This window comes from Cupriavidus sp. CuC1 (genome assembly GCF_044627735.1).
Lineage (GTDB): Bacteria > Pseudomonadota > Gammaproteobacteria > Burkholderiales > Burkholderiaceae > Cupriavidus > Cupriavidus ulmosensis.
Window position 1 is genome coordinate 12,866 of sequence record NZ_JBIUHC010000093.1, and the last position, 26,976, is coordinate 39,841.

The 26,976-nt window shown below is 67.8% G+C and carries 19 protein-coding genes and 1 pseudogene; 13 read left to right on the forward strand and 7 right to left on the reverse strand.

Going from position 1 to position 26,976, the window contains the following annotated elements; all coding sequences use genetic code 11:
* Positions 1-97: 97 nt before the first annotated feature.
* Entirely contained in the window at positions 98-832 is a 735-nt protein-coding gene (locus tag ACGLHR_RS32240; RefSeq protein ID WP_400098862.1) for an RNA polymerase sigma factor, read from the forward strand.
* On the forward strand, positions 819-1,700 hold the full coding sequence (locus ACGLHR_RS32245) for an anti-sigma factor family protein (protein ID WP_400098837.1): 882 nt from the start codon (positions 819-821) through the stop codon (positions 1,698-1,700). The genes ACGLHR_RS32240 and ACGLHR_RS32245 overlap by 14 nt, the downstream gene beginning before the upstream one ends.
* Before the next feature lie 25 nt (positions 1,701-1,725).
* Here ACGLHR_RS32245 and ACGLHR_RS32250 read toward each other — a convergent pair whose 3' ends face one another.
* Together ACGLHR_RS32250 and ACGLHR_RS32255 are read right to left on the reverse strand one after the other, a co-directional pair.
* Positions 1,726-3,969, reverse strand: a complete 2,244-nt coding sequence (locus tag ACGLHR_RS32250; RefSeq protein WP_400098839.1) for a molybdopterin cofactor-binding domain-containing protein — start codon at positions 3,967-3,969, stop codon at positions 1,726-1,728.
* A 12-nt stretch (positions 3,970-3,981) separates the two neighbouring features.
* The gene (locus ACGLHR_RS32255; protein WP_150988428.1) at positions 3,982-4,440 is read right to left on the reverse strand and encodes a (2Fe-2S)-binding protein; all 459 of its coding nucleotides are present in this window, start codon (positions 4,438-4,440) and stop codon (positions 3,982-3,984) included.
* A gap of 250 nt (positions 4,441-4,690) precedes the next feature.
* On the opposite strand from ACGLHR_RS32255, the gene ACGLHR_RS32260 reads away from it, so the two are divergent.
* Entirely contained in the window at positions 4,691-5,824 is a 1,134-nt protein-coding gene (locus ACGLHR_RS32260) for an acyltransferase family protein (protein ID WP_400098841.1), read from the forward strand.
* A 26-nt stretch (positions 5,825-5,850) separates the two neighbouring features.
* On the opposite strand, the gene ACGLHR_RS32265 is transcribed toward ACGLHR_RS32260, so the two are convergent.
* Positions 5,851-6,264, reverse strand: coding sequence for a nuclear transport factor 2 family protein (locus tag ACGLHR_RS32265; RefSeq protein WP_318235184.1), 414 nt, complete (start codon positions 6,262-6,264; stop codon positions 5,851-5,853).
* A gap of 397 nt (positions 6,265-6,661) precedes the next feature.
* On the opposite strand from ACGLHR_RS32265, the gene ACGLHR_RS32270 reads away from it, so the two are divergent.
* The 7 genes from ACGLHR_RS32270 (at position 6,662) to ACGLHR_RS32300 (ending at position 18,617) form a co-directional block, all read left to right on the forward strand.
* Entirely contained in the window at positions 6,662-10,045 is a 3,384-nt protein-coding gene (locus ACGLHR_RS32270) for a diguanylate cyclase (protein ID WP_400098843.1), read from the forward strand.
* A gap of 557 nt (positions 10,046-10,602) precedes the next feature.
* Positions 10,603-11,913, forward strand: coding sequence for a dicarboxylate/amino acid:cation symporter (locus ACGLHR_RS32275; protein ID WP_174426224.1), 1,311 nt, complete (start codon positions 10,603-10,605; stop codon positions 11,911-11,913).
* 260 nt (positions 11,914-12,173) lie between these two features.
* Positions 12,174-14,090 (forward strand): ATP-binding protein, encoded by a 1,917-nt coding sequence (locus ACGLHR_RS32280; RefSeq protein ID WP_400098845.1) that lies wholly within the window; start codon positions 12,174-12,176, stop codon positions 14,088-14,090.
* A complete protein-coding gene (locus ACGLHR_RS32285) occupies positions 14,080-15,441 on the forward strand; it encodes a sigma-54 dependent transcriptional regulator (RefSeq protein WP_267605742.1) in 1,362 nt (453 codons plus the stop codon). The genes ACGLHR_RS32280 and ACGLHR_RS32285 overlap by 11 nt, the downstream gene beginning before the upstream one ends.
* Before the next feature lie 401 nt (positions 15,442-15,842).
* Positions 15,843-16,409 carry a putative colanic acid biosynthesis acetyltransferase gene (locus ACGLHR_RS32290; RefSeq protein ID WP_400098847.1) on the forward strand — a complete coding sequence of 189 codons (567 nt, stop codon included), beginning with the start codon at positions 15,843-15,845 and terminating at the stop codon, positions 16,407-16,409.
* A complete protein-coding gene (locus tag ACGLHR_RS32295) occupies positions 16,390-17,412 on the forward strand; it encodes a glycosyltransferase family 2 protein (RefSeq protein WP_400098849.1) in 1,023 nt (340 codons plus the stop codon). The genes ACGLHR_RS32290 and ACGLHR_RS32295 overlap by 20 nt, the downstream gene beginning before the upstream one ends.
* Positions 17,413-18,014: 602 nt before the next feature.
* Positions 18,015-18,617, forward strand: coding sequence for a helix-turn-helix domain-containing protein (locus ACGLHR_RS32300; RefSeq protein ID WP_174426228.1), 603 nt, complete (start codon positions 18,015-18,017; stop codon positions 18,615-18,617).
* Positions 18,618-18,803: 186 nt separating this feature from the next.
* On the opposite strand, the gene ACGLHR_RS32305 is transcribed toward ACGLHR_RS32300, so the two are convergent.
* Both ACGLHR_RS32305 and ACGLHR_RS32310 read right to left on the reverse strand, forming a co-directional pair.
* Positions 18,804-19,880 carry an ornithine cyclodeaminase gene (locus ACGLHR_RS32305; protein ID WP_400098851.1) on the reverse strand — a complete coding sequence of 359 codons (1,077 nt, stop codon included), beginning with the start codon at positions 19,878-19,880 and terminating at the stop codon, positions 18,804-18,806.
* Positions 19,881-19,950: 70 nt separating this feature from the next.
* Complete coding sequence (locus ACGLHR_RS32310) at positions 19,951-20,850, reverse strand: dimethylarginine dimethylaminohydrolase family protein (RefSeq protein ID WP_400098853.1); 900 nt, start codon at positions 20,848-20,850, stop codon at positions 19,951-19,953.
* A 204-nt stretch (positions 20,851-21,054) separates the two neighbouring features.
* Between ACGLHR_RS32310 and ACGLHR_RS32315 the strand changes: the two genes are divergently transcribed.
* Positions 21,055-21,477 carry an Lrp/AsnC family transcriptional regulator gene (locus tag ACGLHR_RS32315; RefSeq protein WP_006160263.1) on the forward strand — a complete coding sequence of 141 codons (423 nt, stop codon included), beginning with the start codon at positions 21,055-21,057 and terminating at the stop codon, positions 21,475-21,477.
* A 15-nt stretch (positions 21,478-21,492) separates the two neighbouring features.
* On the opposite strand, the gene ACGLHR_RS32320 is transcribed toward ACGLHR_RS32315, so the two are convergent.
* Positions 21,493-23,232, reverse strand: a complete 1,740-nt coding sequence (locus ACGLHR_RS32320; protein ID WP_400098856.1) for a chloride channel protein — start codon at positions 23,230-23,232, stop codon at positions 21,493-21,495.
* 180 nt (positions 23,233-23,412) lie between these two features.
* Here ACGLHR_RS32320 and ACGLHR_RS32325 point away from each other — a divergent pair, with 180 nt between their 5' ends.
* Complete coding sequence (locus ACGLHR_RS32325; protein WP_400098858.1) at positions 23,413-24,582, forward strand: HPP family protein; 1,170 nt, start codon at positions 23,413-23,415, stop codon at positions 24,580-24,582.
* 12 nt (positions 24,583-24,594) lie between these two features.
* On the opposite strand, the pseudogene ACGLHR_RS32330 reads toward ACGLHR_RS32325, so the two are convergent.
* Positions 24,595-25,945, reverse strand: a pseudogene (locus ACGLHR_RS32330) (nucleobase:cation symporter-2 family protein).
* Between the two features lie 126 nt (positions 25,946-26,071).
* On the opposite strand from ACGLHR_RS32330, the gene ACGLHR_RS32335 reads away from it, so the two are divergent.
* The gene (locus ACGLHR_RS32335; protein WP_400098860.1) at positions 26,072-26,776 is read left to right on the forward strand and encodes a LysR family substrate-binding domain-containing protein; all 705 of its coding nucleotides are present in this window, start codon (positions 26,072-26,074) and stop codon (positions 26,774-26,776) included.
* Positions 26,777-26,976: the final 200 nt, after the last annotated feature.

Here is a 26,976-nt window from a genome sequence, read left to right on the forward strand (position 1 = left end):
TAATATTTTTTTACGTGGTGGGGGTGAGAATCGGGAATAAACTCAATGCAATCCCGGTATACGCGGCAGAGACGGAATGAACGGGGAAGCACGCGCGATGCGTCCAACCCGGGCACCGAGCCAAAGGAGTGATGTGAACGCTGCCGACCAGCGCCGCCGTTTCGACGATCTGGTGCTTCCGCACCTCGACGCCGCCTACAACCTGGCCCGCTGGCTGTCGGGCAACCCCGTGGAGGCGGATGACGTGGTGCAGGAAGCCTGCCTGCGGGCTTTCTGCTTTTTTGACAGTTTCCGTGGCGACCAGCCACGCGCGTGGCTGCTGGCGATCGTGCGCAACACGTGGTTCACCGCCTGGCGCAAGCGGCATCAGCCGGGCCAGGCCGAAGGCGCCGGCTACGACGACGCGCATTTCGATGGCGAGCCACTGCCCGGCTGGCAGGATGGCCACGGCGACAGCCCGGAGCAATGGCTGTTGCGCGCCGAGGATGTCCAGCTGCTGCATCTGGCGCTGGAGCGCCTGCCGCTGGCCTTTCGCGAAGTACTGGTGCTGCGTGAGCTCGAGGACCTGCCTTATCGCGATATCGCCGTCATCGCCCAGGTCCCGCTGGGCACCGTGATGTCGCGCCTGGCACGCGCGCGCAAGCTGCTGGCGACGGCGGTGCTCGCCTTGCGCGCGCAAGGCACGCGAGGCACCAGCGCCAATGGCGGCGCCAACCTCAGCGCGGCAAGCAACGCATCCGCCGCGCCGGCAACGGGCCGGGCCGACGCGGCAACCGCCATCCACGCAACGCCGCCGCAACCTGCCGGGGAGACAGGCCATGAACTGCAATGACGCCCGCCTGCTGCTGCAGGCCAGTGCTGACGGCGAGCTCGGCGCGGGCGATGCCTTGCGCCTCGAGCGGCACCTGGCGCAATGCACGGCCTGCACCGCGCAGCTCGCGCACCTGCACGAACTGCGCACCGTATTGCGCGCACATGCGCCCTACCATCGCGCCGGCCCGGCCCTGCGCGCGCGGCTGAACGCCGCGCTGGACGCAGCCCAGGCCGCGCCAGCGCCACAGGCGGCGGCTTTCGGCGGCGCGGCGGCGCCCGCTGGCAACGGTGGCGCATGGTGGCAATGGATGCGGCGCTATTTCGAATGGGGCCCGGCCGCCAATGCCGCCATGGCAGCGCTGACTGTTGCGACGCTGGGCATCGGCATGGTCCAGTTCGCGCTGAGCGATGGCCCGGGGCCCACGGTGGAAAGCGAGATGGTGAGCAGCCACGTGCGGGCGCTGATCTCGGGGCACACGATCGATGTCGCCTCGTCGGACCGCCACACCGTCAAGCCCTGGTTCAATGGCCGGATCGACTACGCGCCGTCGGTACGCGAACTCGCGCCGCAAGGTTTCCCGCTGGCCGGGGGACGGCTTGACTACGTGCATGGGCGGCCGGTGGCGGTGCTGGTCTACCGCCGCAACCAGCACCCCATCGATGTGTTCGTACTGCCATTGCGCTCGTCCGACACGCCCGAGGGCAAGCCGGCCGTCAATCCCGGCCGCAGCCCGGCACCGCCGCAGATCGAGGCGCGCCAAGGCTATCAACTGGCGCTCTGGGAGTCGGACGGCATGCGCTACGCGGCCATCACCGATGCCTCGGCCGACGACCTGCTACGCTTCACGCAGGCCTGGCGCGCGGCCGGTGACAACCGCGCGCCCTGAGCCCGGTGCCTGGGCTCAGGCCAGCTCAGGCCAGCACAAACGGCAACTGCCGCTGGCGCTTGCCGGTGAGCTTGAACAGCGCGTTGGCCACCGCCGGTGCAATGGCCGGCACGCCCGGCTCGCCCAGGCCGGTGGGCGGCTCCTCGGAGGGCACGAAGAACACGTCCACTACCGGCGCATCGGTAATGCGCGGCGGCGGATAGTCGGGGAAGTTGCTGTTCTTCACCGCGCCGTTCTCGATCTCGATGGCAAAGCCCGGCCGCGTCATCGCCAGCCCGAACACGCACGCGCCCTGCACCTGCGCCTCGGCCGACATGGGATTGACCACGCGGTTGGCATGCACCCCGGCCGTCACGCGATGCACATGTGGCTCGTTTTTCACCAGCGACACCTCCACCACATAGGCCACCACCGTGCCGAACGACTCATGCACCGCCACGCCCCAGGCCTGGCCCTTGGGCAGCTTGCGCTTGCCGTAGCCGGACTTGTCCACCGCCAGTTGCAGCGCCGCGCGATGGCGCGCGTGCTTGCTCGCGTCCAGCCGCGCCAGGCGGTACGCCACCGGATCCTGCCTGGCATTGACGGCCACTTCGTCGACCAGCGTTTCCTTGACGAAGGCGGTGTGCGTGTTGCCAACCGAGCGCCACCACAGCACCGGCACCGCTACCTGCGGGTGATGCACCGATAGTTGCAGCGGGAAGCCGTAGTCGTTCTCGACCAGGCCTTCGACCATGGTCGCATCCACGCCGCCCTTGACCATGAATGCCTCGAACGGCGTGCCGGTGAGGATGGACTGCCCGACGACGGTATGCTGCCAGCCGAGCACCTGCCCCTTCGCATCGATGCCGATGCGCGCGCGGTGCACATGCAGCGGCCGGTAGTAGCCGCCGCGGATATCGTCCTCGCGGCTCCACATCACCTTGAGCGGTTCGTCATGCCCGTTCTTGACCCAGGCCAGCAGCACGTTGGCCGCTTCGACCAGGTAGTCGGAGGTGGGCACGGCGCGCCGGCCGAACCCGCCGCCCGCCATCATGGTGTTGAGCGTGACCTTGGCCGGCGGCAGCCCGAGCACGCGCCCGATGGCGGCCTGGTCCACGGTCTGGAACTGCGAGCCCACCCATACCTTCACGCTCTGCACCGCCTTGCCGGATACCTCGGCCTGCAAGGTGCAGTTCAGCGGCTCCATCGGCGCATGCGCCAGGTAGGGGAACTCGTAGTCCGCCGAGATGGTGCGCGCGGCGCCGGACATGGCGCCCAGGTCGGCCTGCAGCGCCACCGTGCCGGGCTGCGCGGCCAGCGTCTTGTACTGTGCGAACAGGTCCTTGGTGGAGACGCTGGAGCCGCTGTCTTCCCACACGATCTCCAGCGCATCGCGCGCCTGCTTGGCCGGCCAGTAGCTATCGGCCACCACTGCCACGCCGGTGCCGCCACGGTCCACCGGCACCAGCATCACGTCGGCCACGCCCTTGATCGCGCGCGCCTTGTCGGCGTTGAAGGATTTCACCTTGCCGCCAAAACGCGGCGGGCGCGCCACTACGGCCACCACCATGTCCTTGAGTCGCACGTCGATGCCGAAGGCGGTGGTCCCCTCCAGCTTGCCGCGCGCATCCAGCCGGCGCGTGGGCTTGCCGATGAGCTTGAACTGCGCCGGGCTTTTCAGCGTCACCTGCTGCGGCACCGGCAGCGCCATGGCGGCCTGCGCCAGTTCGCCAAAGGTGGCGCGATGGCTGCCGGAGGTGACCACGCCCAGCGCCACCTGGCAGCTCGCCGGATCGACCTGCCACTGCGTGGCCGCGGCGGAAACCAGCATGGCACGTGCGCGCGCGCCAAGCTCACGGTACTGCTGGAAGGAATGGTTGAGCGCGGTGGAGCCGCCGGTGATCTGCATGCCGAAGGCGGGATCCTTGTACGCATCGCCGGCGGGCGCCAGCGTGGCGCGCACGTTGCGCCAGTCCACGTCGAGCTCTTCTGCCAGCGCCATGGGCAGCGCCGTATGCACGCCCTGGCCGAATTCGAGCCGGTTGACCGCCACCGTGACGGTATTGTCCGGGGCGATCAGCAGGAACGCCTGCGGCGGCGAAGGCGGGGCCTTGGGCGCCGCGCCTTCTTGCGCCAGCGCGGCCTGGGCCGGCAGGATGCCGAGCGCCAGGCCGCCACCGGCAAAGCCGGTCAGCTTGAGAAAACTGCGGCGGTCCAGCGCGGCGACGCCGCCGGAGTCCGCGTGCCGGCGATTGCCGCCGGCGAGCGCTTCAAGGTATCTGATTCGCATGGTGTCGTCCCCTTAAGCCAGCGCGCGCGCCGCGTCCTTGATGGCCGCGCGGATGCGCTGGTAGGTGCCGCAGCGGCACAGGTTGCCGGCCATGGCCTGGTCGATGTCGGCATCGCTTGGGTGCTTTTTGCTGCGCAACAGCCCGACGGCGCTCATCACCTGGCCGTTCTGGCAATAGCCGCACTGCGCCACATCGTGCTTGATCCAGGCGTCGAGCACCGCGCGGCCAACCTTGTCGCCGGTGACGCCTTCGATAGTGGTGATGCGCGCGCCTTGCGCCGCCGAGACCGGCGTGACGCAACTGCGCGTGGCCTGGCCGTTCACATGCACGGTGCACGCGCCGCATGCGGCCATGCCGCAGCCGAACTTGGTGCCGGTCATGCCAAGGCTGTCGCGTAACGCCCACAGCAGGGGCGTGGAAGGATCAACGTCTACCTGCAACGGCTTGCCGTTGATATCTAGCGTGGTCATGGGGGAAGCTCCTTGGGTCTGTTTGCCCTGGTCCGCCCCCGGCATGGCACAGCGGTTCGATCCGCTGCGCCGCGCCGCCGGCGGCCGGTCAGCGGCGCGCGCCCCAGCCGCGGTACGCACGCCGTAAAACTTTCTGAGCATAGTGCAAAAAGGACAGTCGCGTGCGGTACCGTGCACCGGGCTGGCGAACTTCGCGCCCGGCGCGGCGGTCTGTTTGTTATCGACTGCCAGCCACCCTGCATCCGGACTCGTGCCCGCCCCTTGCGCTACCCGCTCGCCATATGCCGCGCCCGCCACACTCGACAGCATCCAGGCGCTGCGCGGGCTGGCCGCCGCCTATGTGCTGGTCTACCACTCCGGGCTGCGCCTGGACGGCGAGCGGTTGCCGCTGCTGGCATGGGTCACCGAACACGTGATCAAGCGCGGCCATGTCGGCGTGGACGTGTTCTTCGTCATCAGCGGATTCATCATCGCGTGGGTGGCGGTGCTGGCGCGCCCCGAGCCCGAGACGGCGCTGGCCTTCTCGATCCGCCGCGTCTTCCGGCTGGTGCCGCCGTACTGGGTCATGTCGGCGCTGCATGCGCTCACGCTCAACCCGGTCAGCCTCGCGGTGTTCGCCAGCTCGCTCGCCTTCCTGCCCGTCGCGCAGCAGGAGGCGCCTTACTTCGGCTACCCGGCGCTGTACGTGGGCTGGTCGCTCAATTACGAAATGGCCTTCTACGCGATCTGCGCGCTCGGCCTGCTGGTTGCGCGGCAGCGCGCGCTGCTGGTGGTGGCGGCGGCGCTGGCAGGCACCACGCTGGTGCTGCCCTGGTGGCGCTTCGGCGCGGTGAACCCGGATCCGACGCACGTCTACCCGTTCGCATCGGCGTGGGTGTCGATGATTGCCAATCCGCTGGTGCTGGAGTTCGCGCTCGGCTGCGCGCTGGCCTGGCTCTATGCGCGCACGCGCCAACGGCTCACGCGCGGCGTGGCGATGGCCTTGCTCGTGGCCGGCGTGGGCAGCTTCGCCGCCTCGCTGTGGCTGGTGGAGCCTGAGTTCAGCCTGGCCGGGCGCGGCTTGCCGGCTGGCGTGCTGCTGTTCGGCGCGGTGGCGGCCGAGCATGCCGGCGTGCTGCGCGTGCCGCGAGCGCTGGTGTGGCTGGGCGAGCTGTCGTACGCGCTCTACCTGACGCATCCGATGGTGATCGAAGCGGTCAAGCGAATGATGCCGGAGCTGGCGCCCGGGCAAATGGGCTTGCAGCTGGCGCGCTTCGCCATCGACGCCGCGCTGGCGCTTGGCCTTGCCATGCTGCTGCATCGCTGGGTGGAGGTGCCGGCCATGGCCACCGGCAGGCACGTGGCCGCGCGCTTCACCGCGCGCCGCGCCCGGACGGGCAAGTGAGCGGCCGCCCCGGCACCCGGGCGACCTCAGGCCATGCCTTGCGGCGCGCGGTCGATAAAGCCTGTCATGCTTTGCAGCCGGCCGTCTGCCGCCACGGTCGCGAAGTCGGTGCCGACCACCACGGCAGCCGCGCCCGCGGGCGCCAGCTCCCAGGTAAAGCGCAGGTTGCCGCCATGCGCGTCGACCGGCGTCGCGCGCGAAAAGCGCAAACCCGGAAAGCGCGCCTGGACGGCGGCGATCATGGCGTCGATCCCGGCGTGGCCGTCGCCGCGCATGAGCGGATCGACGTAGCTGGCGGACTCGGTCCAGGTGCTGACGATCAGCGCGCGGCGACGAGCCGCGTCGGTTTCGTTCCAGGCCGCGAGATAGCGATCCGCCAGGGCGGCAAGATCGGTGGCGGCGAGGTTGGCGGGGGCGGCGGTGCGATCCGATTCAGACATGGTCTTCTCCTTGAGGTGAGTGACGAAGCTGTCCGTATCATCGGTGCGCGCAGCGCTGCGCGCGATTACGCGCGAGGTAATCGCCGCCGCGTCATCACCACCCGCCCAAGGGCCGCTGCGCCAATACCCCTCCTCAGCGGGGCAATGCCCGAAACGCCTGTTGGACTTGGACGACAGGGCGCCGGCGCCGGTACCGGTTCCGGTCCGCCGCCCGCCCTCCTACCCCAAAACGGCGTCCGGCGCTAGTCTGAACAGCGGGAGCAGACCTGGGCTTATCGCCTCGTGCTTCCGGCATATCGCCGCTATATTGATCCATTAAGCTGGGCCGCGCGTGCAACTTGCCGCAACGCCCGCCCATCGCCCCAATTTCGAGAACGCAGCTTCAGGCTGACGCCACATGACACCAGACTTGGATGTCCGCCCCTTGCCCATCACCTGCTCGCGCTGGCAGCGCGTGTCGCTATGCGCCATTGCCTTCTTCCTGCTGGCCCTGGCCGGTCTGGCCGTGTCGCGCTACCCGGGCAACGTGGCCATGCTCTGGCTGGCCAATGCTTTCGGCATCGGCATCTTGCTGCACCAGCGCAGCGGCGAGGCGCCCTGGCAGCTGGCCGGGATGCTGGTGGCGGGCGTGGCGGCCAACGCGGCCATGGGCGATACGCCCGCCATTGCGCTGGCACTGGCGCTGGGCAACGTCGCCGAGATTGCCTTCTCGGCGTGGCTGGTGCGCGCCATGACCAGCGGCGCCACGCTATCCCGCCCGGGACCGCTGGCGCGCTTTGCGCTGACGCTGGGCGCGGCCAGCACGCTGGGGCCGGCGGTGGGCGCCACCATCGGCGCCGCCGCCATCAGCACCGCGTACCACAGCGGCTTTGGCGCGGTCTGGTGGACCTGGTGGACGGCGGACTCGATGGGCATCGTCATGTTGCTGCCGCTGATGGTATCGGTCACGCGCGAGCGTTTCGCGGATACCTTCCGCCGCGCGCAGTTGCCCCGTTTTGCCGGCCTGCTCTCGCTGAGCCTGGCGGTGGGCGGCGTGGCGCTATATAAGAGCAACGAGCCGTTCGTGGTGATGGCGCTGCCGCTGGTGCTGGCGGCGCTGCTGACCAACCCCTTTGCCACTGCCCTGCTGACGCTGCTGGCCATCTGCGGCACGGTGGCGCTGGGGCTGATCACCGCAGCGCTCGGCCTGGGCGCGAACGAGCCGTTCCTGCTGCAGTCGGTGCAGTTGTCGACCGCGCTGATCATGGTGTTCCCGATCTGCATCGCCTTCCTGCTCGAGCAGAACCGGCGCGACCGCAGCGAGCTGCGCGCCAGCGAGCGGCGCTTTCGCCAGGCCATGGAGCACTCGGCCATCGGCATGGCGCTGGTGGGGCTGGACGGCAACTGGCTGCAGGTCAACCGCGCCATCTGCGACCTGTTCGGCTTTGATGCCGCCGAGCTGGCGGAGCTGCCCTTTCCGGCCATCACCCACCCGGACGATCTCGCCCCCGACCTGCACCAGGTCGAGCGCCTGCTGGCCGGCGAGATCGAGTCGTACCGGATAGAAAAGCGCTTCCGCCACAAGGACGGCAGCTATCGCTGGACCTTGCTGGCCGTCTCCCTGGTGCGCGACGAGAACACGGGCAAGCCGCTGCATTTCATCTCCCAGGTGGAGGACATCGACGAGCGCAAGACCGCGCTGGACAAGCTCGAGGCGCTGTCGCGCCGGACCCAGCTGGCTGTTGAGGCCGGCGGCGTGGGTATCTGGGAGTGGGACATTGCCAGCGGCGCGATCGAGTGGGACGCGCGCATGCACGCGCTGCACGGCGTCGATCCTGCCCTGGGCGCGCCGGACATCAAGCGCTGGACGGCCATGGTGCATCCCGAGGATGTCGAGCAGGCAAGCACCGAGATGCGCGAGGCGGTGCGCGGCATGCGCGCCTTCGACACCGAATACCGCATCCAGCGCCCCGGCGGCGAGGTGCGCCACATCCGCGCCATGGCGATGGTGCTGCGCCAGGACGATGACACCGCGGTGTCCATGATCGGCACCAACTGGGACATCACCGAGCAGCGCCGCCTGACAGAGGCGCTGTTCGAGGAGAAGGAACGCCTGCACATCACGCTGCGCTCCATCGGCGACGCGGTGATCTGCACCGACGCCACCATGGGCGTGACCTTCATGAACCCGATCGCCGAGCAGCTCACCGGCTGGACCATGCAGGCGGCCGCCGGCCAGCCGCTCGAATCCATCTTCCGCATCGTCGACGAGCATACCAACGCGCCGATCCCCAGCCCGGTGGAACAGTGCCTGCTGACCTTGCGCCCGGTCTACCTCCAGGACGGCGCGGTGCTGCAAAGCCTGACCGGCGACCGCCATGACGTGCAGGACTCCGCCGCGCCGGTGCGCACGGCCAGCGGCGAGGTCATCGGTGCGGTGCTGGTGTTCCAGGACATCACCAGCGCCCGCGCGCTCCAGCGCGAGCTGGCCCACTCGGCCTCGCACGATGCGCTCACCGGCCTGCCCAACCGCATCTGGTTCGAGAAGCGGTTGCGCGAGGCCTGCGAGGCCGCGCGCCTGCAGCAGCAGCATCACGCGCTGTGCTTCATCGACCTGGACCGGTTCAAGATCGTCAACGACACGGCCGGGCATGCCGCGGGCGACGTACTGCTGCGCGAGCTCGGCCACGTGATCCGCTACCACGTGCGGCCTGACGACCTGCTCGCCCGCCTGGGCGGCGACGAATTCGCGCTGCTGCTCAAGGACTGCACGGTGGACCAGGCCGAGCGCGTATGCCAGAAGATCATCGATGCCATCCGCGGCCAGCGCTTCCCATGGGAAGGGCGGGTCTACGATGTGGGCGCGAGCATCGGCATTACCGCCATCGACCACGAAACGCCGCCGATGGGCGAGCTGATGAGCCGCGCCGACGTAGCCTGCTACGCCGCCAAGGCGGCCGGGCGCAGCCGCGTCTCGGTGTACCGGCGCGACGAAAGCGACGCCCAGCGCCACCACCAGGAGCTGCAGGTTGCCGCCGGCATCCACTCGGCGCTGGACGCGAACCGCTTCCGCCTGTTCGCCCAGGAGATCCGCGCGCTGCAGGAGCACAACCAGGCCGGCCGCCATATCGAGATCCTGGTGCGCATGGTCGATGAGCAAGGCAAGCTGGTGATGCCGGGCGCGTTCATCCCCGCCGCCGAGCGCTATGACCTGATGGGCCACGTGGACCGCTGGGTGATCCACCATGTGCTGCACGAATTCGGCGCGCGCCTGACCGCGGTGCCCGATCTCACGGTCGCCATCAACTTGTCGGCCAATTCGCTGGGCGAGCCGTTCCTGCTGCCGTTCCTGCACGCCGAGCTGCACGAGTCCGTGCTGCCCGCCAGCCGCATCCAGCTGGAGATCACCGAGACCGCGCTGATCAACAACATGGCGGCGGCCAATCGCCTGGTGATCGAAATGCGCAGCGCTGGCTGCACCGTGGCGCTGGACGATTTCGGGGCCGGCTTGTCGTCGTTCTCCTATCTCAAGCAGTTCCCGGTGGACTATCTCAAGATCGACGGGAGCTTTATCCGCCACCTGGCCGGCAACGCGGTGGACCGCGAGATCGTCAGCTCGATCAACGATATCGGCCATCGCCTGGGCATGCTGACCGTGGCCGAGTCCGTGGAGGACGAGGAAACGCTGCAGGCCTTGCGCTCGATCGGCGTGGACTATGCCCAGGGTTATGTGATCGGGCGGCCGATGCCGCTGGAACTGTTCCTGGAGAGTTGCCCAATCCAGCCGGTGGGCAACGCTTAAGTCATCTGGGGCGAGCGGCTGGCGGCAGCACGCGCCAATCGAGACTTGCCTCTTGCATCACACGCTGGCGCCCGTACGGGTGCCAGCTCCGCTTTTAGCCCCGCCACCCGTTCGGAAATCCGAACACCCTACCGCCCCGCTCGCACGGAAATCCGAACCGTGCGCCGGGCGCACATTAATTTCCCCTTGTATTTCAGTGGCTTAGGTGGCATCGGCGCGGCCCGTGGCCTGGCACGCCTCGTGCAATGTATGCGCCGGCCCCAAGCGGCCATACAGGTCGACGGTTGGCTCCCCCCGTGCCGGCCCGGACCCAAAACAATGGAGGAAACAATGATCGACCCCGCCTTGCCGACCTTGCCCACCACACCGGTGGGCGCCGGGCACACGCTGCCCACGCCCGTTCGGTATTGAACAGGCATTTGAACAGGCACTGATTTTCCCGGCTGAGGCCGCATGGCGCTGTCCCCACGACGGCAGCGCCACGCCAGAAGGCTGCCAGCCAGCCCCCCGCAAAACAGCCGTCCGGCCATTGGCCGGGCGCATCGGCCCGACTTCTGATGAAACTGAACCGACTGCCCACCCTGATTTTCATTGCGATGCTGCTTGGCGTGCTGGCCGGCACGGCCGCCCACCACTACGCGCCGGACCCCGCCGCCGCCAAGTCCATCGCCGACCACCTGTCCATCCTGACCGACGTGTTCCTGCGCATGATCAAGATGATCATCGGGCCGCTGGTGTTCGCCACCCTGGTTGGCGGCATCGCCAGCATGGGCGACGGCAAGGCCGTTGGCCGCATCGGCATGAAGGCGATGGCATGGTTCATCGCCGCGTCCATCACCTCGCTGCTGCTGGGCCTGTTGATGGCCAATCTGCTGCGCCCGGGCGAAGGCATGAACCTGGCGCTGCCGGCGGCGGACGCGGCCTCCAACCTGAAGACCGGGGCGCTGAACCTGCGCGATTTCATCGCGCACATGTTCCCCAAGAGCTTCGTGGAAGCCATGGCCACCAATGAGATCCTGCAGATCGTGGTGTTCTCGTTGTTCTTCGGCTTTGCGCTGGGCACGCTCAAGGACGGCATCGGCAAACCCGTGCTGGCCGGCATCGAAGGCCTGTCGCACGTGATGCTGAAGATCACCAACTACGTGATGGCCTTTGCGCCGGTCGGCGTGTTCGGCGCGGTCGCCGCGGTGATCACCGCCGAGGGCCTGGGCGTGCTGGTCGTGTACGCGAAGCTGCTGGGCGCCGTCTACCTGTCGCTGGCGCTGCTGTGGGTGGCGCTGATCGCCGGTGGCTACTTCTTCCTCGGCCGCGATGTGTTCCGCCTGCTCAAGATGGTGCGCGCCCCGCTGATGATCGGTTTCGCCACCGCCAGCAGCGAATCGGCTTACCCCAAGGTGATCGAGCAGCTCGGCCGCTTTGGCGTCAAGGAACGCATCACGGGCTTCGTGCTGCCGCTGGGCTACTCGTTCAACCTGGACGGCTCGATCATGTACACGTCCTTCGCCGCGCTGTTCGTGGCGCAGGTGTACGGCATCCACCTGTCGCTCTCGCAGCAGGTGACCATGCTGCTGGTGCTGCTGGTCACCAGCAAGGGCATTGCCGGCGTGCCGCGTGCCTCGCTGGTGGTGGTGGCCGCGGTGCTGCCGATGTTCGGCCTGCCCGAGGCGGGCATCCTGCTGGTGCTGGGCATCGACCATGTGCTGGACATGGGCCGTACCGTTACCAATGTGCTTGGCAATGCCATTGCCACAACCGTCGTCGCCAAAAGCGAAGGCGCCATCGGCGCGCCGGTGCCCGAAGAAGCGGATGACCCCGCTGCCGACGGCAACCGCGGCCTGACACCCGTTCAGGTCCTGGCCGGCAAATAACACTGCCAGCGCGCCAAGGCCCGGCCACCGATCAGGTGGCCGGGCCTTTTTTCTTTCCGGGGGCCGGAAAACCGCGATGTGGTAAAAGACGGGGTCGCCGCGGGCGCCGCCATTGCGCAATGTGCACATTGGCACACCCACGCCACGCTTACCGCTCCGCACGATGCACTTTTGCTGGCGCCTCCAGTCTTAACCAGTCGGGCTCGCTGCCCACGACCGAGTTCTTTCGCCTTCGCTTTTTGCGCATTCCGCCCGCTCCCATGACCGGCCCGCTCCCTTCACACGCCACCCCGCAAGGTGCCCCGCACGACACCTCCGCTCGCGCCGCCCGCCTGCGCCCGTGGGTGCCCCTCGTGGCCATGCTGGCACTGGCTGCGCTGATCGGGCTGGCTGGCGCCATGGGCTACCGCTATAGCTACGACAACGCGCTGGCGCGCCAGGGCGAACGCGGCCAGGTGCAGCTGCGCCTGTACGGCCAGGCCCTGTCGAGCGAGCTGGCGCGCTATGACTACGTGCCCAGCCTGCTCTCGCTGGATGACAAGATTGCCGCCATGCTGGCGCATCCGGACGATCCGGCGCGCGTCGAGGCGGCCAACCAGTACCTCGCCGCAGTCAATGCCCGCGCCGGCACCCGCGTGGTGTTCGTGCTCGATGCCCGTGGCCGCGTGCTTGCCACCAGCAACTGGCAGCGCCCCGACAGCTACCTGGGCGAAGACCTGAGCTTCCGCCCCTACTTCAGCGACGCGGCGGACGGCCAGCTGGGACGCTTCTATGGGGTGGGCACCACCCGCAGCGAGCCCGGCTACTACCTCTCGGCGCCGCTGGGCGATCGCCACAAGCCAAGCGGCGTGGCGGTCGTCAAGGTGGGGCTGGAGCCCCTGGAAAACCGCTGGCAGGGCGCCGATACCCAGATGCTGCTGACGGACGAGAACGGCGTGGTGATCCTGGCCTCCGACCCGTCCCTGAAACTGGCCGCGCTCAAGCCGCTGCCCCCCGAGCTGCGCGAGCGGCTGCAACGCAACCTGCAATACAACCGCGCCGCGCTCCCGCAGCTGGAGCTCACGCCGGTGCGCAAGCTGTCCGACAGCGACGCCCTGGTCCGCCTGCGGCGCGGCCCGCCCATGCTGGCGCAGAACGCCGAGCTGGTCGGCACCGACTGGCAGCTGACGCTGCTCACCAATACCTCGCAGGCCCGCGTGGCTGCACTCAGCACCGCCGCGCTGGCCGGCGTGCTGACCGCCTTCCTGTTGCTGCTGGCGGCGGCCTGGAACGTGCGCCGGCGCATCGCCAGCGAGCGCATGGCCGCACGCGCCGCGCTGGAGGCCGCCAACGGCGAACTGGAGCGCAAGGTCGCGGAGCGCACCGCCGACCTGTCCGCCGCCAACCAGCACTTGCAGGCGGAAGTCGCCGAACGCATCCGCACCGAAGCGACCCTGCGCCAGGCCCAGGATGGCCTGCTGCAGGCCGGCAAGCTGGCCGCGGTAGGCCAGATGTCCACCGGCATCGCCCACGAGCTCAACCAGCCCCTGGCGGCCCTGCGCACGCTCTCGGGCAATACCCAGAAATTCCTCGAGCGCGGCGACAACGCCACCGCGCAGGCCAACCTCGGCACCATCATCGGGCTGGTGGAGCGCATGGGGCGCATCACCGGCGCGCTCAAGTCATTCGCGCGCAAGCCTGGCAATGGCAGCAACGCCGGCCGCCTGGCGCCGCTGGACGATGCGATCGACAACGCCCTGTTCCTGCTCGATACGCGCCTGCAGGCGGTACGCCCGGCACTGGTCCGGCAGATCGAGCCGGACCTGGTGGTGACGTGCGATCCCAACCGGCTGGAGCAGGTGCTGGTCAACCTGGTCGGCAACGCGCTCGACGCGCTGGCCGGCAGCCCTGAGCCCCGGCTGGAGCTGCGCAGCCACCTGGCGGGCAGCAAGCTGCGCCTGACCATCCGCGACAACGGCCCCGGGCTGTCCGAGGAAGCCTTCGCGCGGCTGTTCGAGCCGTTCTTCACCACCAAGCCGGCAGGACAGGGACTAGGCCTGGGCCTGACGCTGTCGGCCGGCATCCTGGATGAGGTCGGCGGCAGCCTGGAGGCCAGCAACCACCCCGACGGCGGCGCGTGCTTCACGCTGGTGCTGCCGCTGGCCAGGCTTGAGCAGGAGAGCCGCCATGGCAATTGACCCGAACCATGCCGATTCCGCGGACGCGATCGACCCTGCGCGGCTGACCGTGCTGATCGTCGAGGACGACCCCGACGTGCGCCTGGGTTGCGAGCAAGCGCTGCGGCTCGAAGGCATTGCCACGCGCGCCGTGGCCAGCGCCGAAGCCGCGCTGCGCGAAGTCGGCAGCCATTTCCCCGGCGTGGTGGTGAGCGACATCCGCCTGCCCGGCATCGACGGCATGGCGCTGCTGCATGAGCTGCGGGCGCGCGACGACGCGCTGCCGGTGGTGATGGTCACGGGCCACGGCGATGTCAGCCTGGCCGTGCAGGCCATGAAGGCCGGCGCCTACCACTTCCTGGAAAAGCCGTTCTCGCCGGAGCGCCTGGTCGAGGTCACGCAGCGCGCGCTTGAGAAACGCCGGCTGGTGCTGGAAGTGGCCGAGCTGCGCAGGAAGCTGGCCGGGCGCGACACCTTGCAGGCGCGCCTGATCGGCCATTCGCCATCCATCGAGCGGCTGCGCAAGCTGATCGCCGACCTGGCCGACACCGCTGCCAACGTCCTCATACACGGCGAGACCGGCACCGGCAAGGAACTGGTCGCCCGCTGCCTGCACGAAGCGAGCTCCCGCCGCGCGCGGCACTTCGTGCCGATCAACTGCGGCGGCCTGCCCGAACAGCTGTTCGAAAGCGAGATCTTTGGCCATGAGGCCGGCTCGTTCACCGGCGCGGCGCGGCGGCGCATCGGCAAGATCGAGCACGCCGAGGGCGGCACGCTGTTCCTCGACGAGATCGAGAGCATGCCGATGCAGATGCAGATCAAGCTGCTGCGGGTGCTGCAGGAGCGCGTGGTGGAGCGGCTTGGCTCCAATACGCCCGTGCCGGTCAATACCCGCGTGGTTGCGGCCACCAAGGCGGACCTGAAGGCGCTCTCCGCGGCCGGCCAGTTCCGCGCCGACCTGTACTACCGGCTCAACGTGGTGACGCTGGAGCTGCCGCCGCTGCGCGAGCGGCGCGAAGACGTGCCGCCGCTGTTCGAGCATTTTGTCGCGCAGGCGGCGCTGCGCTTCGAGCGCGAGGCGCAGCCTGCCACGCCGGCGGAGCTCGCTGCGCTGATGGCCTATCCGTGGCCGGGCAATGTGCGCGAGCTGCGCAACCTGGCTGAGCGCCATGTGCTGGGGCTGGGGTGCAATCCCGGGCAAGGCACCGCCGAGCCGGCGGCGCTGCCGCTGGCGCAGGCCGTCGAGCAATTCGAGCGGGCCATGATTGCCGATGCCATGCGCAGGCATGAGGGCAACCTCAGCCGCGCCAGCGAGGCGCTGGGGATTGCCAAGACGACCTTGTTCGATAAAGTCAGGAAATACAGGCTTTGAGATTTGCCTGGTGGCGGCTCTGGCTGCCACCGGCTGAACTGCAATGGCTTGACCGCAGCTTGCGTTGCCGCTTTCCTTGCAGCATCAACCGCAGCTCCGCCTCCCTCCTCCTCCCTCCTCCTGCGTCCGCGCTCCCCCGTCCTTCCCGCTTCCTTGCGCTTCGTCTTTTCGTTGTGTGAGGTGCCGCACCGAAGCGGCGCGCACGCCGCGCCACTATGGCTTCACCCCTTCCCGCGCGCTTTGCACCTTGCCGTGCCTGGCGCGGCCGGTGCGGGACAAAGCCTGGCTTCGGCCGGGTTCGGCGACCGCGGTGCTGGCCCGCACCGTGGTCGCCTCCATGGCTGCCGGGCCTTGCCGTGCCGTGTATCGAGAAGCCGCCAACCAGCAGGAGCGGACCGACCATGATCCTTCAAGGAAGCGACCCGACTACCGGGGCTTCGTTTTCGCTGGGCAACCGGATTCAGCGCCAGCTCTGGCACTGGGTCTGGTTGTGCCTGTTCCGGCCAAGCCCGCGCCCGCTGCATGCGTGGCGCTCGGCGCTGTTGAGGTTGTTCGGGGCGCGGCTGGGCCCGCATGTGCATATCTATCCGGGCGTGAAGATCTGGGCGCCGTGGAACCTGCGCGTGGGCGGCCATGTCGGCGTGGCCGATGGCGTCACCCTGTACAACATGGCGCCGATCGACATCGGCGATTTCTGCGTGGTCTCGCAGGGCGCGCACCTGTGCACCGGCACGCACGACTACAACAGCGCCAACTTCCAGCTGGTAGCCCATCCCATCGTGCTCGCGGCGCACGTGTGGATCTGCGCCGAAGCCTTTGTCTCACCGGGTGTGACGCTGGCCGAGGGCGCGGTGATCGCGCCGCGCGCGGTGGTCAGCAAGAGCCTGCGCACGCCATGGACCGTCTACGCGGGCGTCCCGGCCCGCGCCATCAGCACGAGAGTCAGACATGCCAAGTCCTCAGCCTAGCCAGCCCGTGCAAGCGCCGGGCATCTCCGTGCTGATCCTGACCCGCAACGAGGAGCAGGACCTGCCAGGCTGCCTGCAAAGCGTGGCATGGTCGGACGACATCCATGTGTATGACTCGATGAGCACCGACGCCACGGTGGCGATCGCGCAGCGCTTTGGCGCGCATGTCACGCAGCGCGTCTTCGACAACTGGGCCAGCCACCAGAACTGGGGCCTGCAGCACATCGGCTTTCGCCATCCCTGGGTGTTCTACATCGATGCCGACGAGCGCATGACGCCCGAGCTCGTAGCGCAAGCCCAGGCCGCGGTGCGCGCGGCGCGCGACGAGGTCGCGTTCCGGGTGCAGCGGCGTGACTTTTTCCTCGACACCTGGCTGCGCCATGTACAGACATCCCCCTTCTACCTGCGTTTGTTCCGGCCGGAACGCATGCGCTACGAGCGCCTGGTAAACCCTGTATCGATCCCCGATGGCCCGGCCGGCGAGGTGACCGGCTACCTCGACCACTACCCTTTCAGCAAAGGCGTAACCCACTGGATCACGCGCCACAACAACTACAGCGGGCTGGAGGCGATGCAGATCATCGAGAACCGGCGCGGCAAGGCAGCGTTCAGCCTGGCCGAAGCCCTGTTCGCGACGGATTTCCACCGGCGCCGCGCGCACCAGAAAGCGTTGTTCTTCCGCCTGCCGATGCGCCCCCTCGTCAAGTTCGCGATCCTGTACCTGGGCAAGCGCGGCTTCCTCGACGGACGGGCGGGTCTCACCTACGCCGTGCTGCAGTCGATCTACGAATACTTCATCGTGATCAAGACGCGCGAACTGGAGATGTCCATGACGCTGCCCGCGCCGGACCCGGAGTCCGTGTGCCCGGAAAGCGCGACGGCACCCGTGCGCCAAACCCTCCCGATGACGGGGATGGCAACAGATGGCGACGCGGAGCTCGGCAACATGCCAGTCGCATCGGCCAGGCAAACCGTGGCGGTGGCAGGTGGGCGAAATCCCTGACGGCACGCGAAATTGCTGCCTACGCCATATTTGTCATTGATGAGGCGAAGTGGCCGCGCGGCCATGTGTGCCATATGTTCCAACGGGCTGGCTTAACGCCAATGCCTGCCATCTCCGGGAACCCGCTGAGCCCGCGGCAGTCCTGGATATAGGGGCCGCGCGATACGCTGGCAGCCCGGCAAAAGCGCTTCGGATGTATGCAATGTTCGCTATAAATTCCCGCTCACCCGTGTCTGCCAAAACGCGGCAATATGCGTTTAAACACAGAAGTGGGAGCGTTCGATGCGATTTCGAAATATTTGGCACGCCGACTGGCTGCTTATGTTCGATACCGCATATGATTCGAGGCTGGCATTCTTCCATCGGGAGAAGAAGGCATCAGTGACATAGATCACGCCATTGCATGACCGCGGGAGCACCTTCGCTCCCGCCGCCCCCAAACAGCGAGGGCAGGCCATGCAGGAGGCTTAACGGTGCCAGCATGCAAACGACTTCATTGCGGGCGTTTGTCTTGCGTTGCCAAGCCCAAACCAGTGCGGAAGGCTCGCGCTGTCACTGCTGCTTCTCTCGCAGTGCGGTGTGTTTAGTTAACGGGTGAACGGATGAAACTGGATTCAGAACTGGCTGAAAAGCCTTACTACAGTACGCGTACCGCCGCGAAGCTGCTCAATGTGTCATTAGGCACTGTGCAGAAGATGGTGGAACGCGGCGAACTCGGTGCCTGGAAGACCAACGGTGGCCACCGACGCATACATAAGGAGACCGTGCATCGCCTGCTGGCCACGCGCGTGGGGCAGGAGCTTCCTTCTGTGCATGAACTCGACCTGGTGGTGTTCCACCCGAACCATCAGGAAGCCCAACGCATCCACGCGCAACTGGGCAAATGGGGCTTGCCCCTGAAAAGCGTGGTGGTGGAGGACGTGGTGGATACCATCATTACTTCGGTCAGCTCGCATCCGCGAGTGGTGCTGTACTACGTGGAAGAACTCTCTGACGCCGAGTCGGCCACCATCGAGAAGCTGCAAAACTTCTTTGCGCGCCAGAACGTCATCTTCGCCGTGATCACCAACCGCCAGGCCTATGACGGCGTGGCCGATGCGCTACAGCAATGGGGCATCATGGTGTTCCTGAAGACGCCCTCGCTGGAAGAAGTCAAAGGCTTCCTGCGCGCGCAACTGATGATGACCCGAGGCGCAGCCGGCTGATCACCCGGCACATCGCCAAGACCCTATCCAGGACGTTTCACCGGCAGCTATCTGCCCGGCCGTCACCCGGCCGCCCGGCCTGCCTTGCCCGTTACCCGTGGGCGTGGCACTCGCTATAAACCGCACACCACAACGCCGCAGTCTCGTGACCCGCACGACTGCGGCGTTGTTGCATCTGCCACCGTTTCAGGCCAGCGCCTCGAGCGGCTCGCGCACGGGCTGCGGCACCCCGGCGTCCATCATCCAGCCATAGAGATTGCGCGGATCCGGCGGCGTCGCCACCAGTTCCACGTGGCTGCCGCGATGCTGCGCGTGGGCCGCGGCATGGAGCCAGCGCAGCGCGGAGTAATCCTCCAGCGCAAACCCCACCGAGTCGAACACCGTGACCTGCCCCGTTTCGGTGCGCCCGGCCGCCCGGCCAGAGAAAATCTCCCACAACTCCGTCACCGGCGTATCCGGCGGCAATTGCTGGATCTCGCCTTCGATGCGCGTCTGCGGCGCGTACTCGACCACGATGCGCGCCTGGCGCAGGATATCCGGGTGCAGTTCGGTCTTGCCCGGGCAATCGCCGCCTACCGCATTGATATGCACGCCGGGGGCGACCAGGTCAGGCGTGAGGATGGTGGCCCGCGTCTTGTCGGCGGTCACGGTGCTGATGATGTCGGCACCCTGCACTGCTGCGCGCACGGAGTCCGCCGCCACCACCTTCAGCCCCTGCACGCCTGCCAGGTTGTACGCGAGCCGCGCGGTTGCGGCCGGATCGATGTCGTAGGCGCGGATCTCCCGGATGCCCACCATGGCATGGAAGGCCAGCGCCTGGAACTCAGCCTGCGCGCCGTTGCCGATCAGCGCCAGCGTGGCGGCGCCAGGCCGCGCCGTCACCTGCGCGGCCAGCGCCGACGTGGCGGCAGTGCGCAACGCGGTGGCGAGCGTGAGGTCGCACAGCAGCAGCGGGAAGCCGCTCTCCACTTCCGCCAGCACGCCAAAGGCCATCACCGTCGGCATGGCGTTCTGCCCATTGCGCGGATGGCCGTTGACGTACTTGAATGCGTATTGCACGCCGTCGCTCACCGGCATCAGCTCGATCACGCCGTCGACGGAGTGCGTGGCCAGCCGCGCGGATTTATCGAATGCATCCCAGCGCACAAAATCCTGGCGGATATGATGCGCCATCTGCGCGATGGCGTTGGCGACGCCCGTGGCGCGCACCAGCGCCGCCACATCGGCGGCGTCCAGAAAGCGGGTCATGGCGATCTCCTTCATGGTGTTCTCCCTGATTGGCGTTACTTGTCTCTGTTTGCCTCGGTTCTAGTTCTTGCCCGGCCGGCCCATCTCACGCCGCCACCGCGGCGCCATCGGCCGCGACGATCCCCTGGGCCGGCCCGCTGGTGCGGTCCAGGCGCAGCGTCATGCAGTAGGCGCCGCCGCCGGACAGCATGTACGGCGACAAGTCCACCTCGCGCAACTGGTAGCCGCGCAGGCCCAGTTCGGCGCGCAGGTGCGGCGTGGTGCGCGTCATCACCACCTGGTCATGCAGGTTGACCGCATTGACGCTGAAGTGGCGCAGATCATCCTCGCTCGCCTCGATGCGCAGGCTGGCCGGCACGCGCTCGCGCAAGGTGCGCAGGGCGTCCTGCGTAAAGGCGGGCGGGTAGTAGAGGATCTCGCCGCCGGACAGCGGGCAGAAGCACACGTCGAGGTGATAGCTCTGCGCCGTGGCGAGCTCCAGCGCCACCACCTCGCGGCCGAAATGGCTCGCCATGGCTTCGGCCGCTGCACGCGAAGAGCGCGGGCCGAAGCCGGCCCAGAAGTGGCCGCGCACGGCATCCCAGATGCAGTCGCCAGCGCCCTCCTGGTAGCAGCCTTCCGGCAGCAGGCTGACGGAGTCGATCAGGCCGCGCTCGCGCAGGCCCTCGAAGATGCGCGCAAAAGGCGCTTCCTCGCCGGCCCGTTGCGGATAGCGAAAGCGTGCCAGCACGGCGTGGCCATCCAGCACCACGGCGGCATTGGCGGGGAACACCATGTCGGGCAGGCCCGGGGCACCGGGTGCGGTTTCCACCGCGAAGCCAGCTGCCTGCAAGGCAGCATGCAGGGATTCGAAGGATGCCACCGCGTTGCGATGCATGCCGCGCGGGTCGCTAGCCCAGAGGCCGGGGTCCATCCACGGGTTGATGCTGTACGACACGTCGTAGTGGGTGGGCTCGACAAGCAGGATGGTGGGCTGGTTGATCACGCTGGCTCCTTTAGGTGGTGGGTGACGGGGTCAGTGAATGCCCTGGGATGCCTGCATTCTGGTGCACTGCCGCGCTAACTAAAAGCCAGCAAGTTGCGCAATTTGCCTGTACCGTATTGCAAAACGCCAGCTAAAATTGGCGAATCGCCAGTCGCGACGATCGTGCAGGCAAAAGCACCCCCTCGCCCGCCCACAGGAACCACCATGGACGACACCGACCGCCAGTTGCTTGCCCTGCTGCGCGACAACGCGCGCACGCCGGCCACCGCGCTGGCCAAGGCGCTGCGCGTCTCGCGCGCCACCGTGCAGAACCGCATCGACAAGCTGGAAAAGGAAGGACTGATCGTGGGCTACACGGTGCGGCTGAAGCCCGAAGCCGAGGCGCACCGCATCCGCGCCTGGATGACCATCGCGGTGGAGGGCAACAAGGCGCGCGCGGTGCTGCAGGCGCTGCGCGGCGAGCCCAATGTGCAGGCCATGCACACCACCAACGGGCGCTGGGACATCATTGCCGAGCTGCGCGCGGATTCGCTGGAGGCGTTCGACCGCACGCTGGACCGCATCCGGCTGATCGACGGCATTGCCGCCACGGAGACCAGCATCCTGCTGTCGAGCTACAAGCTTTGAGCGGCGCGGTTGCGCTTACGCCGCGGCAGCGCCGCGCAGCCGTTCGCGCCGGGTTTCCTCGTGCAGCACCTGGCCGCTGGGGCGCAGCAGGTCGCGCAGCGAGACCACGCCAACCAGCCGCATGGAATCCAGGTCGGCCACCACCGGCAGCCGGCTGACGCCGAGCTCCGCCATGCGGCCCGCCGCGATGCGCGCGGTCTGCGCCGGCAGCAGCACCTGGTGCGGCTGCAGCGGCGCCATCAGCGCGCGGCCGGCTTCCATCAATGCCTCCCGCCCGCGCAGCGCATTGCGCTCCAGCATGCCGACCACACGCTCTGCGCACACCACGGGATAGCCGCGATGCGGTGCCTGCTCGCCAAAGTGCCTGGCCCACAAGACGTGGACCGGCTGCTCGCCGTCCACGCTCACCACGGCCGTCGTCATCAAATCCGCCACGTGCTGGCGCTCGAGCGGATCCACGCCATACTCGCGATAGATATGCAGGCCGCGGCGCGCGATCTTCTCGGTCATGATCGAGCGCTTCATGGTCAGCACCGTGAAGCCGTGCGCCACCGCCACGGTCAGCAGCAGCGGCAGCAATGCGTTGCTGTCATGCGTCAGGCCGAAGGCAAAGACGATGGCGGTCAGTGGCGCGCCAAGCACGCTGCCCAACACGCCCGCCATGCACACCAGCGCCCACAACTCCGGCGAGGCGCCGGGCAGCCACGGCGCGAGCGCCACGCCAAGGCCCGCGCCCAGCATCAGCAACGGGGCCAGCACGCCACCCGAGGTGCCTGACCCCAGCGCGGCAACCCAGATAATGGCCTTGACCGTCAGCAGCGCCACCGCCACGCCAATCGCCATGCGGTTGTGCAACAGGTCCGCGATCACGTCATAGCCCACGCCCAGCGCGCGCGGCTCGAAGTACCCGCCGATGCCAACCACCAGCCCGCCGATTGCCGGCCACCACATCCAGTGCAACTTGAGCCTGGAGAACTGGTCCTCGGTGCGATAGAGCGCCAGCGTCAGCGCGGCGCCCAGCATGCCGCAAAGCAGGCCGGCAACCATGCACGAGCCCAGCGCCATGGTGCTTGCCGGCGCGGTGTGCAGCGCAAACAAGGGACCGGGCTCGAACACCATCGTGCGCAGGAAGCCGGCTACGGCGCAAGCCAGCGCCACCGGCAGCAGGCTGCGCGGGCGCAGCTCGAACAGCAACATCTCCACCGCCAGCAGCACCGCCGCCACCGGCGTGCCGAAGATCGCCGTCATGCCGGCGCACGCGCCCGCCACCAGCAGCGTCTTGCGCTCGGCCGCGGTGAGATGCAGGTACTGCGCAAGCAACGAGGCGATCGAGCCGCCGGTCATGATGATCGGGCCCTCCGCGCCAAACGGCCCGCCGCTGCCGATCACGATGCCGGACGACAGCGGCTTGAGCACCGCCACCCGGGGCGACATCTTGCTTTTGCCGAACAGCACGGCCTCGATGGCCTCCGGGATGCCGTGGCCACGGATCTTGTCGCTGCCATAGCGCGCCATCAGGCCCACCAGCAAGCCACCCGCCACCGGCACGGCGATCACCCATGCCCCCAGCGCATGCTGCGCCGGCGAGCGCTCCGCCAGCGACAGCGTCTGATAGAAAAAGAGGTTGGTGAAGAACCGGATCAGGTTTAGCAGCAGCACGGCAGCCGCCGTGCTGATCGCCCCGATGAGCGGCGCCAGCGCGGCCAGCAGGAGCAGCCGGCGGTCGACGGCGTAGTCGCGTTTTTCAAAGTGCATGGTGAGGATTGGGCAAATGTGGCGAAGGACGTGGCGCGGATTGCGGGACGAACATGGTCCGCGGAAAACGTAATGTATCACGTCATGATATATTTGCACGCTGGATTCCAGAGCACGATCCCAAGTCGATTCAGGTGCGCTATTGCACGCATTTCCCGCACAACCCGAACAAGAAGACCCATGCCGCCATCCCAGGCCCCCTCCTTAGCCGACTTCCCGCCAGGCCGGGCACGTGCGTGGCTGCGCGCGTTTGCCCCCACTCCCATCACCGCCGGCCGCCGCGAACGCATCAAGAGCTGCATCGGCGCGCTGCTGGGCCTGCTGATCACCGAATGGATCAGCCGTCACCTGCTCGGTGGCTTCAACCCCTGGTTCATTGCCCCGATGGGCGCCTCCGCCGTGCTGCTGTTCGCCGTGCCGGCGAGCCCGCTGGCGCAGCCGTGGTCCATCATTGGCGGCAACCTGGTGGCGGCGCTGATCGGCGTGGCCTGCGCGCGCTGGATCCCCGAGCCTGGGCTGGCCGCCTCGGTCGCCGTGGCGCTGGCCATCGTCGCCATGTTCCAGCTGCGCTGCGTGCACCCGCCCAGCGGCGCGGTGGCGATTACCGCGGTCTTCGGCGGCCACGCCGTGACCCAGCTTGGCTTTGGCTTCGTGGTGATGCCGGTCGCGATCAACTCGATGTTGTTGTTGCTGGTGGCGCTGCTGTTCAACAACCTGATGCGCCGGCGCTATCCGCACCGCCCCGTCGAGCACGCCAACCCGCACCGCACCGCCGATCCGCTGCCGAGCGAGCGGGTGGGTTTCAACCGCAGCGATCTGGACGAAGTGCTGAAGGCCCGCGGCGAATTCCTGGATATCGAGGAAGACGACCTTGAAGACATCCTGGTGGCCGCGCAGCTGCGGGCGTATCGCCGGCGCTTTGGCGATGTGCGGTGCGGGGACATCATGTCGCGGGACGTGGTGACGGTGCAGCCCGGGCAAAGTGGCGTGGAGGCGCGGGCCTTGTTGCTTAAGCATGGGATCCAGGCTTTGCCGGTGGTGGATGGGCAGCGGCGGCTGCTTGGCATGCTTGGTTTGGCGGATCTTCTTGCCGCGCGGGGCGACGCCGCGGGGCAGGTGCGAGTTGGCACTGCCGGGGACCTGATGCACACCGGGATGGCCACGGCCAAGGCGGAGCAGCCCATGGTGGAACTGGCGCGGGCGTTTTCCGATGGCGGCCTGCATCAGGTGCCGGTGGTGGATGCCCAGCAGCGGCTGCTGGGCATCGTCACGCAATCGGACCTGATCGCCGCGCTGCTCGAACAAGGCCCGCCGGCAAAAGTGGAACCCGCCAAGCAGCCGGCAAGCTGAACGGTGCGGGCGCTAGCGGCTCGGCTGCAACCCGCCCGCCGCCGGCACCGCATGGGCATCGACGCGCGGAATGCCGTTGAACAGCAGGTTCAATGCTACCGACATCACGCAAGCCAGCAAGATGCTGCTGTGCATGATGGGCTGCAACCGGCCCGGCAATTGATTGAACAGCGTGCCCGAGAACGTGGGCAGCAGCGAGATCGCCAGCGTGGCGGCAACGATATACACGTTATGCCGCGTGCCCTCGAAATCCACCCGCGCCAGCGTGCGCACGCCCGCTGCGGTGACCACCCCGAACATGAACAGCCCCGCCCAGCGCCGGCAGAGGAATGGAAGCGACTACCGTGGCCAGCTTGGGAAACAAGCCCAGCGCGCACAGGATCACGCCGGCTGCCACCACGACCCAGCGGCTCTTGACGCCCGTCACCACCAGCAGGCCGATGTTCTGGCTGTAGATGGTGTACGGAAAGCCGTTGAGCGCCCCACCGATCACGCTGGCCCGCAGGCCATCCGTCATCTCGCCCGCACTCAGCGGCTTGTTCACGACATCGCCAATCGCCAGGAACAAGCCCATCGACTCGATCATGATGATGATCATCACCACCACGATGGTGAGCGTGGCCACCACATCGAACACCGGCCAGCCGAAATAGAAGGGATGGATCACGTCGAGCATCGGCGCCTCGGCAACGCCATGGAAATCCACCATGCCAAAGGGGATCGCCACCAGCATGCCGGCCGCCAGCGCCAGCAGCACGGAGACGTTGGACCAGAATCCCTTGAGCCATTTGTTGATGGCCAGGATCAACGCAAACACGAAGCCCGCCAGCGCCAGGTTATGCGGCGCGCCGAAATCCGCCGCGCCGCGTCCGCCGCCCACCCAGTTCACGCCCACCGGAAACAGCGACAGCCCCACCACCATGACGATGGACCCGCCGACGATGGGCGGGAAGAAGCGCAGCAGCTTGCCGAACACCGGCGCCAGCAGCATGGTGATCACGCCGCCCGCCATCACCGCGCCGATCACCGCCGGCAAGCCGAGCGCCGGGTTCGTGGCGATGACAAGGATCGGCGGAATGGCGCTGAAGGCCACGCCCTGCATCACCGGCATGCGCACGCCAAAGCGCCAGAAGCCGGCGGCCTGCAGGATGGTGGCGATGCCGCAGGTGAAGAGGTCGGCGTTGATCAGGACCGCCACCGCCTCCTTCGGCAGCTTGAGCGCGCTGGCGATGATCATCGGCACCGCGATGGCGCCGACATACATCACCAGCACGTGCTGGAAGCCCAGCATCACCAGCGGCCCGGGGGCGGGCACCTGGTCGACTGCGGCCGGCCTGTCGCCGGTCAGGTCTTGGGTGTTCATAGGGTTGTCTCCTCTTGTGCCGTTACGTGAGATCACGCGACATCTCTGGGAATGCGGATCCTTCGGACTTTCGGGTGAGCCCATGCCCGGGCGGGCGAGGCGCTGCTGACCCGGGCGCGCGACATCGTGGCCGACCTGGACTCGACCCGGAAAATGGTGCTGCGCGTGGCCGACGGGCTGGAGGGCTACCTGCGCATCGGCATCATCAATTCGGTGATGTATGGCCCCCTGCCACGTACCATGCGGCTGTTCCAGGAGCGCAATCCGGCGGTGGAATGGGCCTTGCACGAGATGCTGCCCGACCAGCAGGGCGAGGCGCTGGCGCGCGGCCAGATCGATGTGGGTTTTGCGTCCAGCGCCACCGAGCGGGAGGAGTTGCGCTCGATCCGGGTCTATCCGCAGCCGCTGATGGCCGCGTTGCCGGCCGGCCATGCACTGGCGGCGAGCGGCCGGATCCGGCTGAAGGCGCTGGCGGCGGAGCCGTTTGTGCTGCTTAATACGCAAAGCCCGGTGATCCGCAACCTGCTGGCCGCCTGCGTGCGCAATGGCTTCCAGCCGCGCGTGCTGCACGAGTCGGTGGATCCACAGACAGTGCTGAGCCTGGTGGGCGCAGGCGTGGGGGTGAGCGCGCTACCGCGCTCGCTTTCAGGCGCGCCGCGGGAGGATGTGGCCTTCGTCACGCTGGACGAGCCGGGGCTGGCCGCGGACCTTTACGCCACCGTACGGCGCGACCACGGCCTGCCCGCGCTGGACCGCTTTCTCGCGCTGCTGGAAGATGTCACCGAGGTATGGCATCGTGAGACGTTCGGGGAAGGGCTGCGAAGCACATAGCGCGCCGGGCATCCCGCAATGCAGCATCACAGCCGTCTCAAAACGGCCCGCCTCCGGCGGCCTACGGGTTTTCCTATATATTGTCGCCGTCCACGTCACACCGGCAGTCCAGGAGAAGCTCCCGGTCAACTACCCCGGCCTAAAGGCCGGAGCTTGCAAAGGCAACTGAACAAGCTCGGGTTGACCAGGCAAAGCGGTAA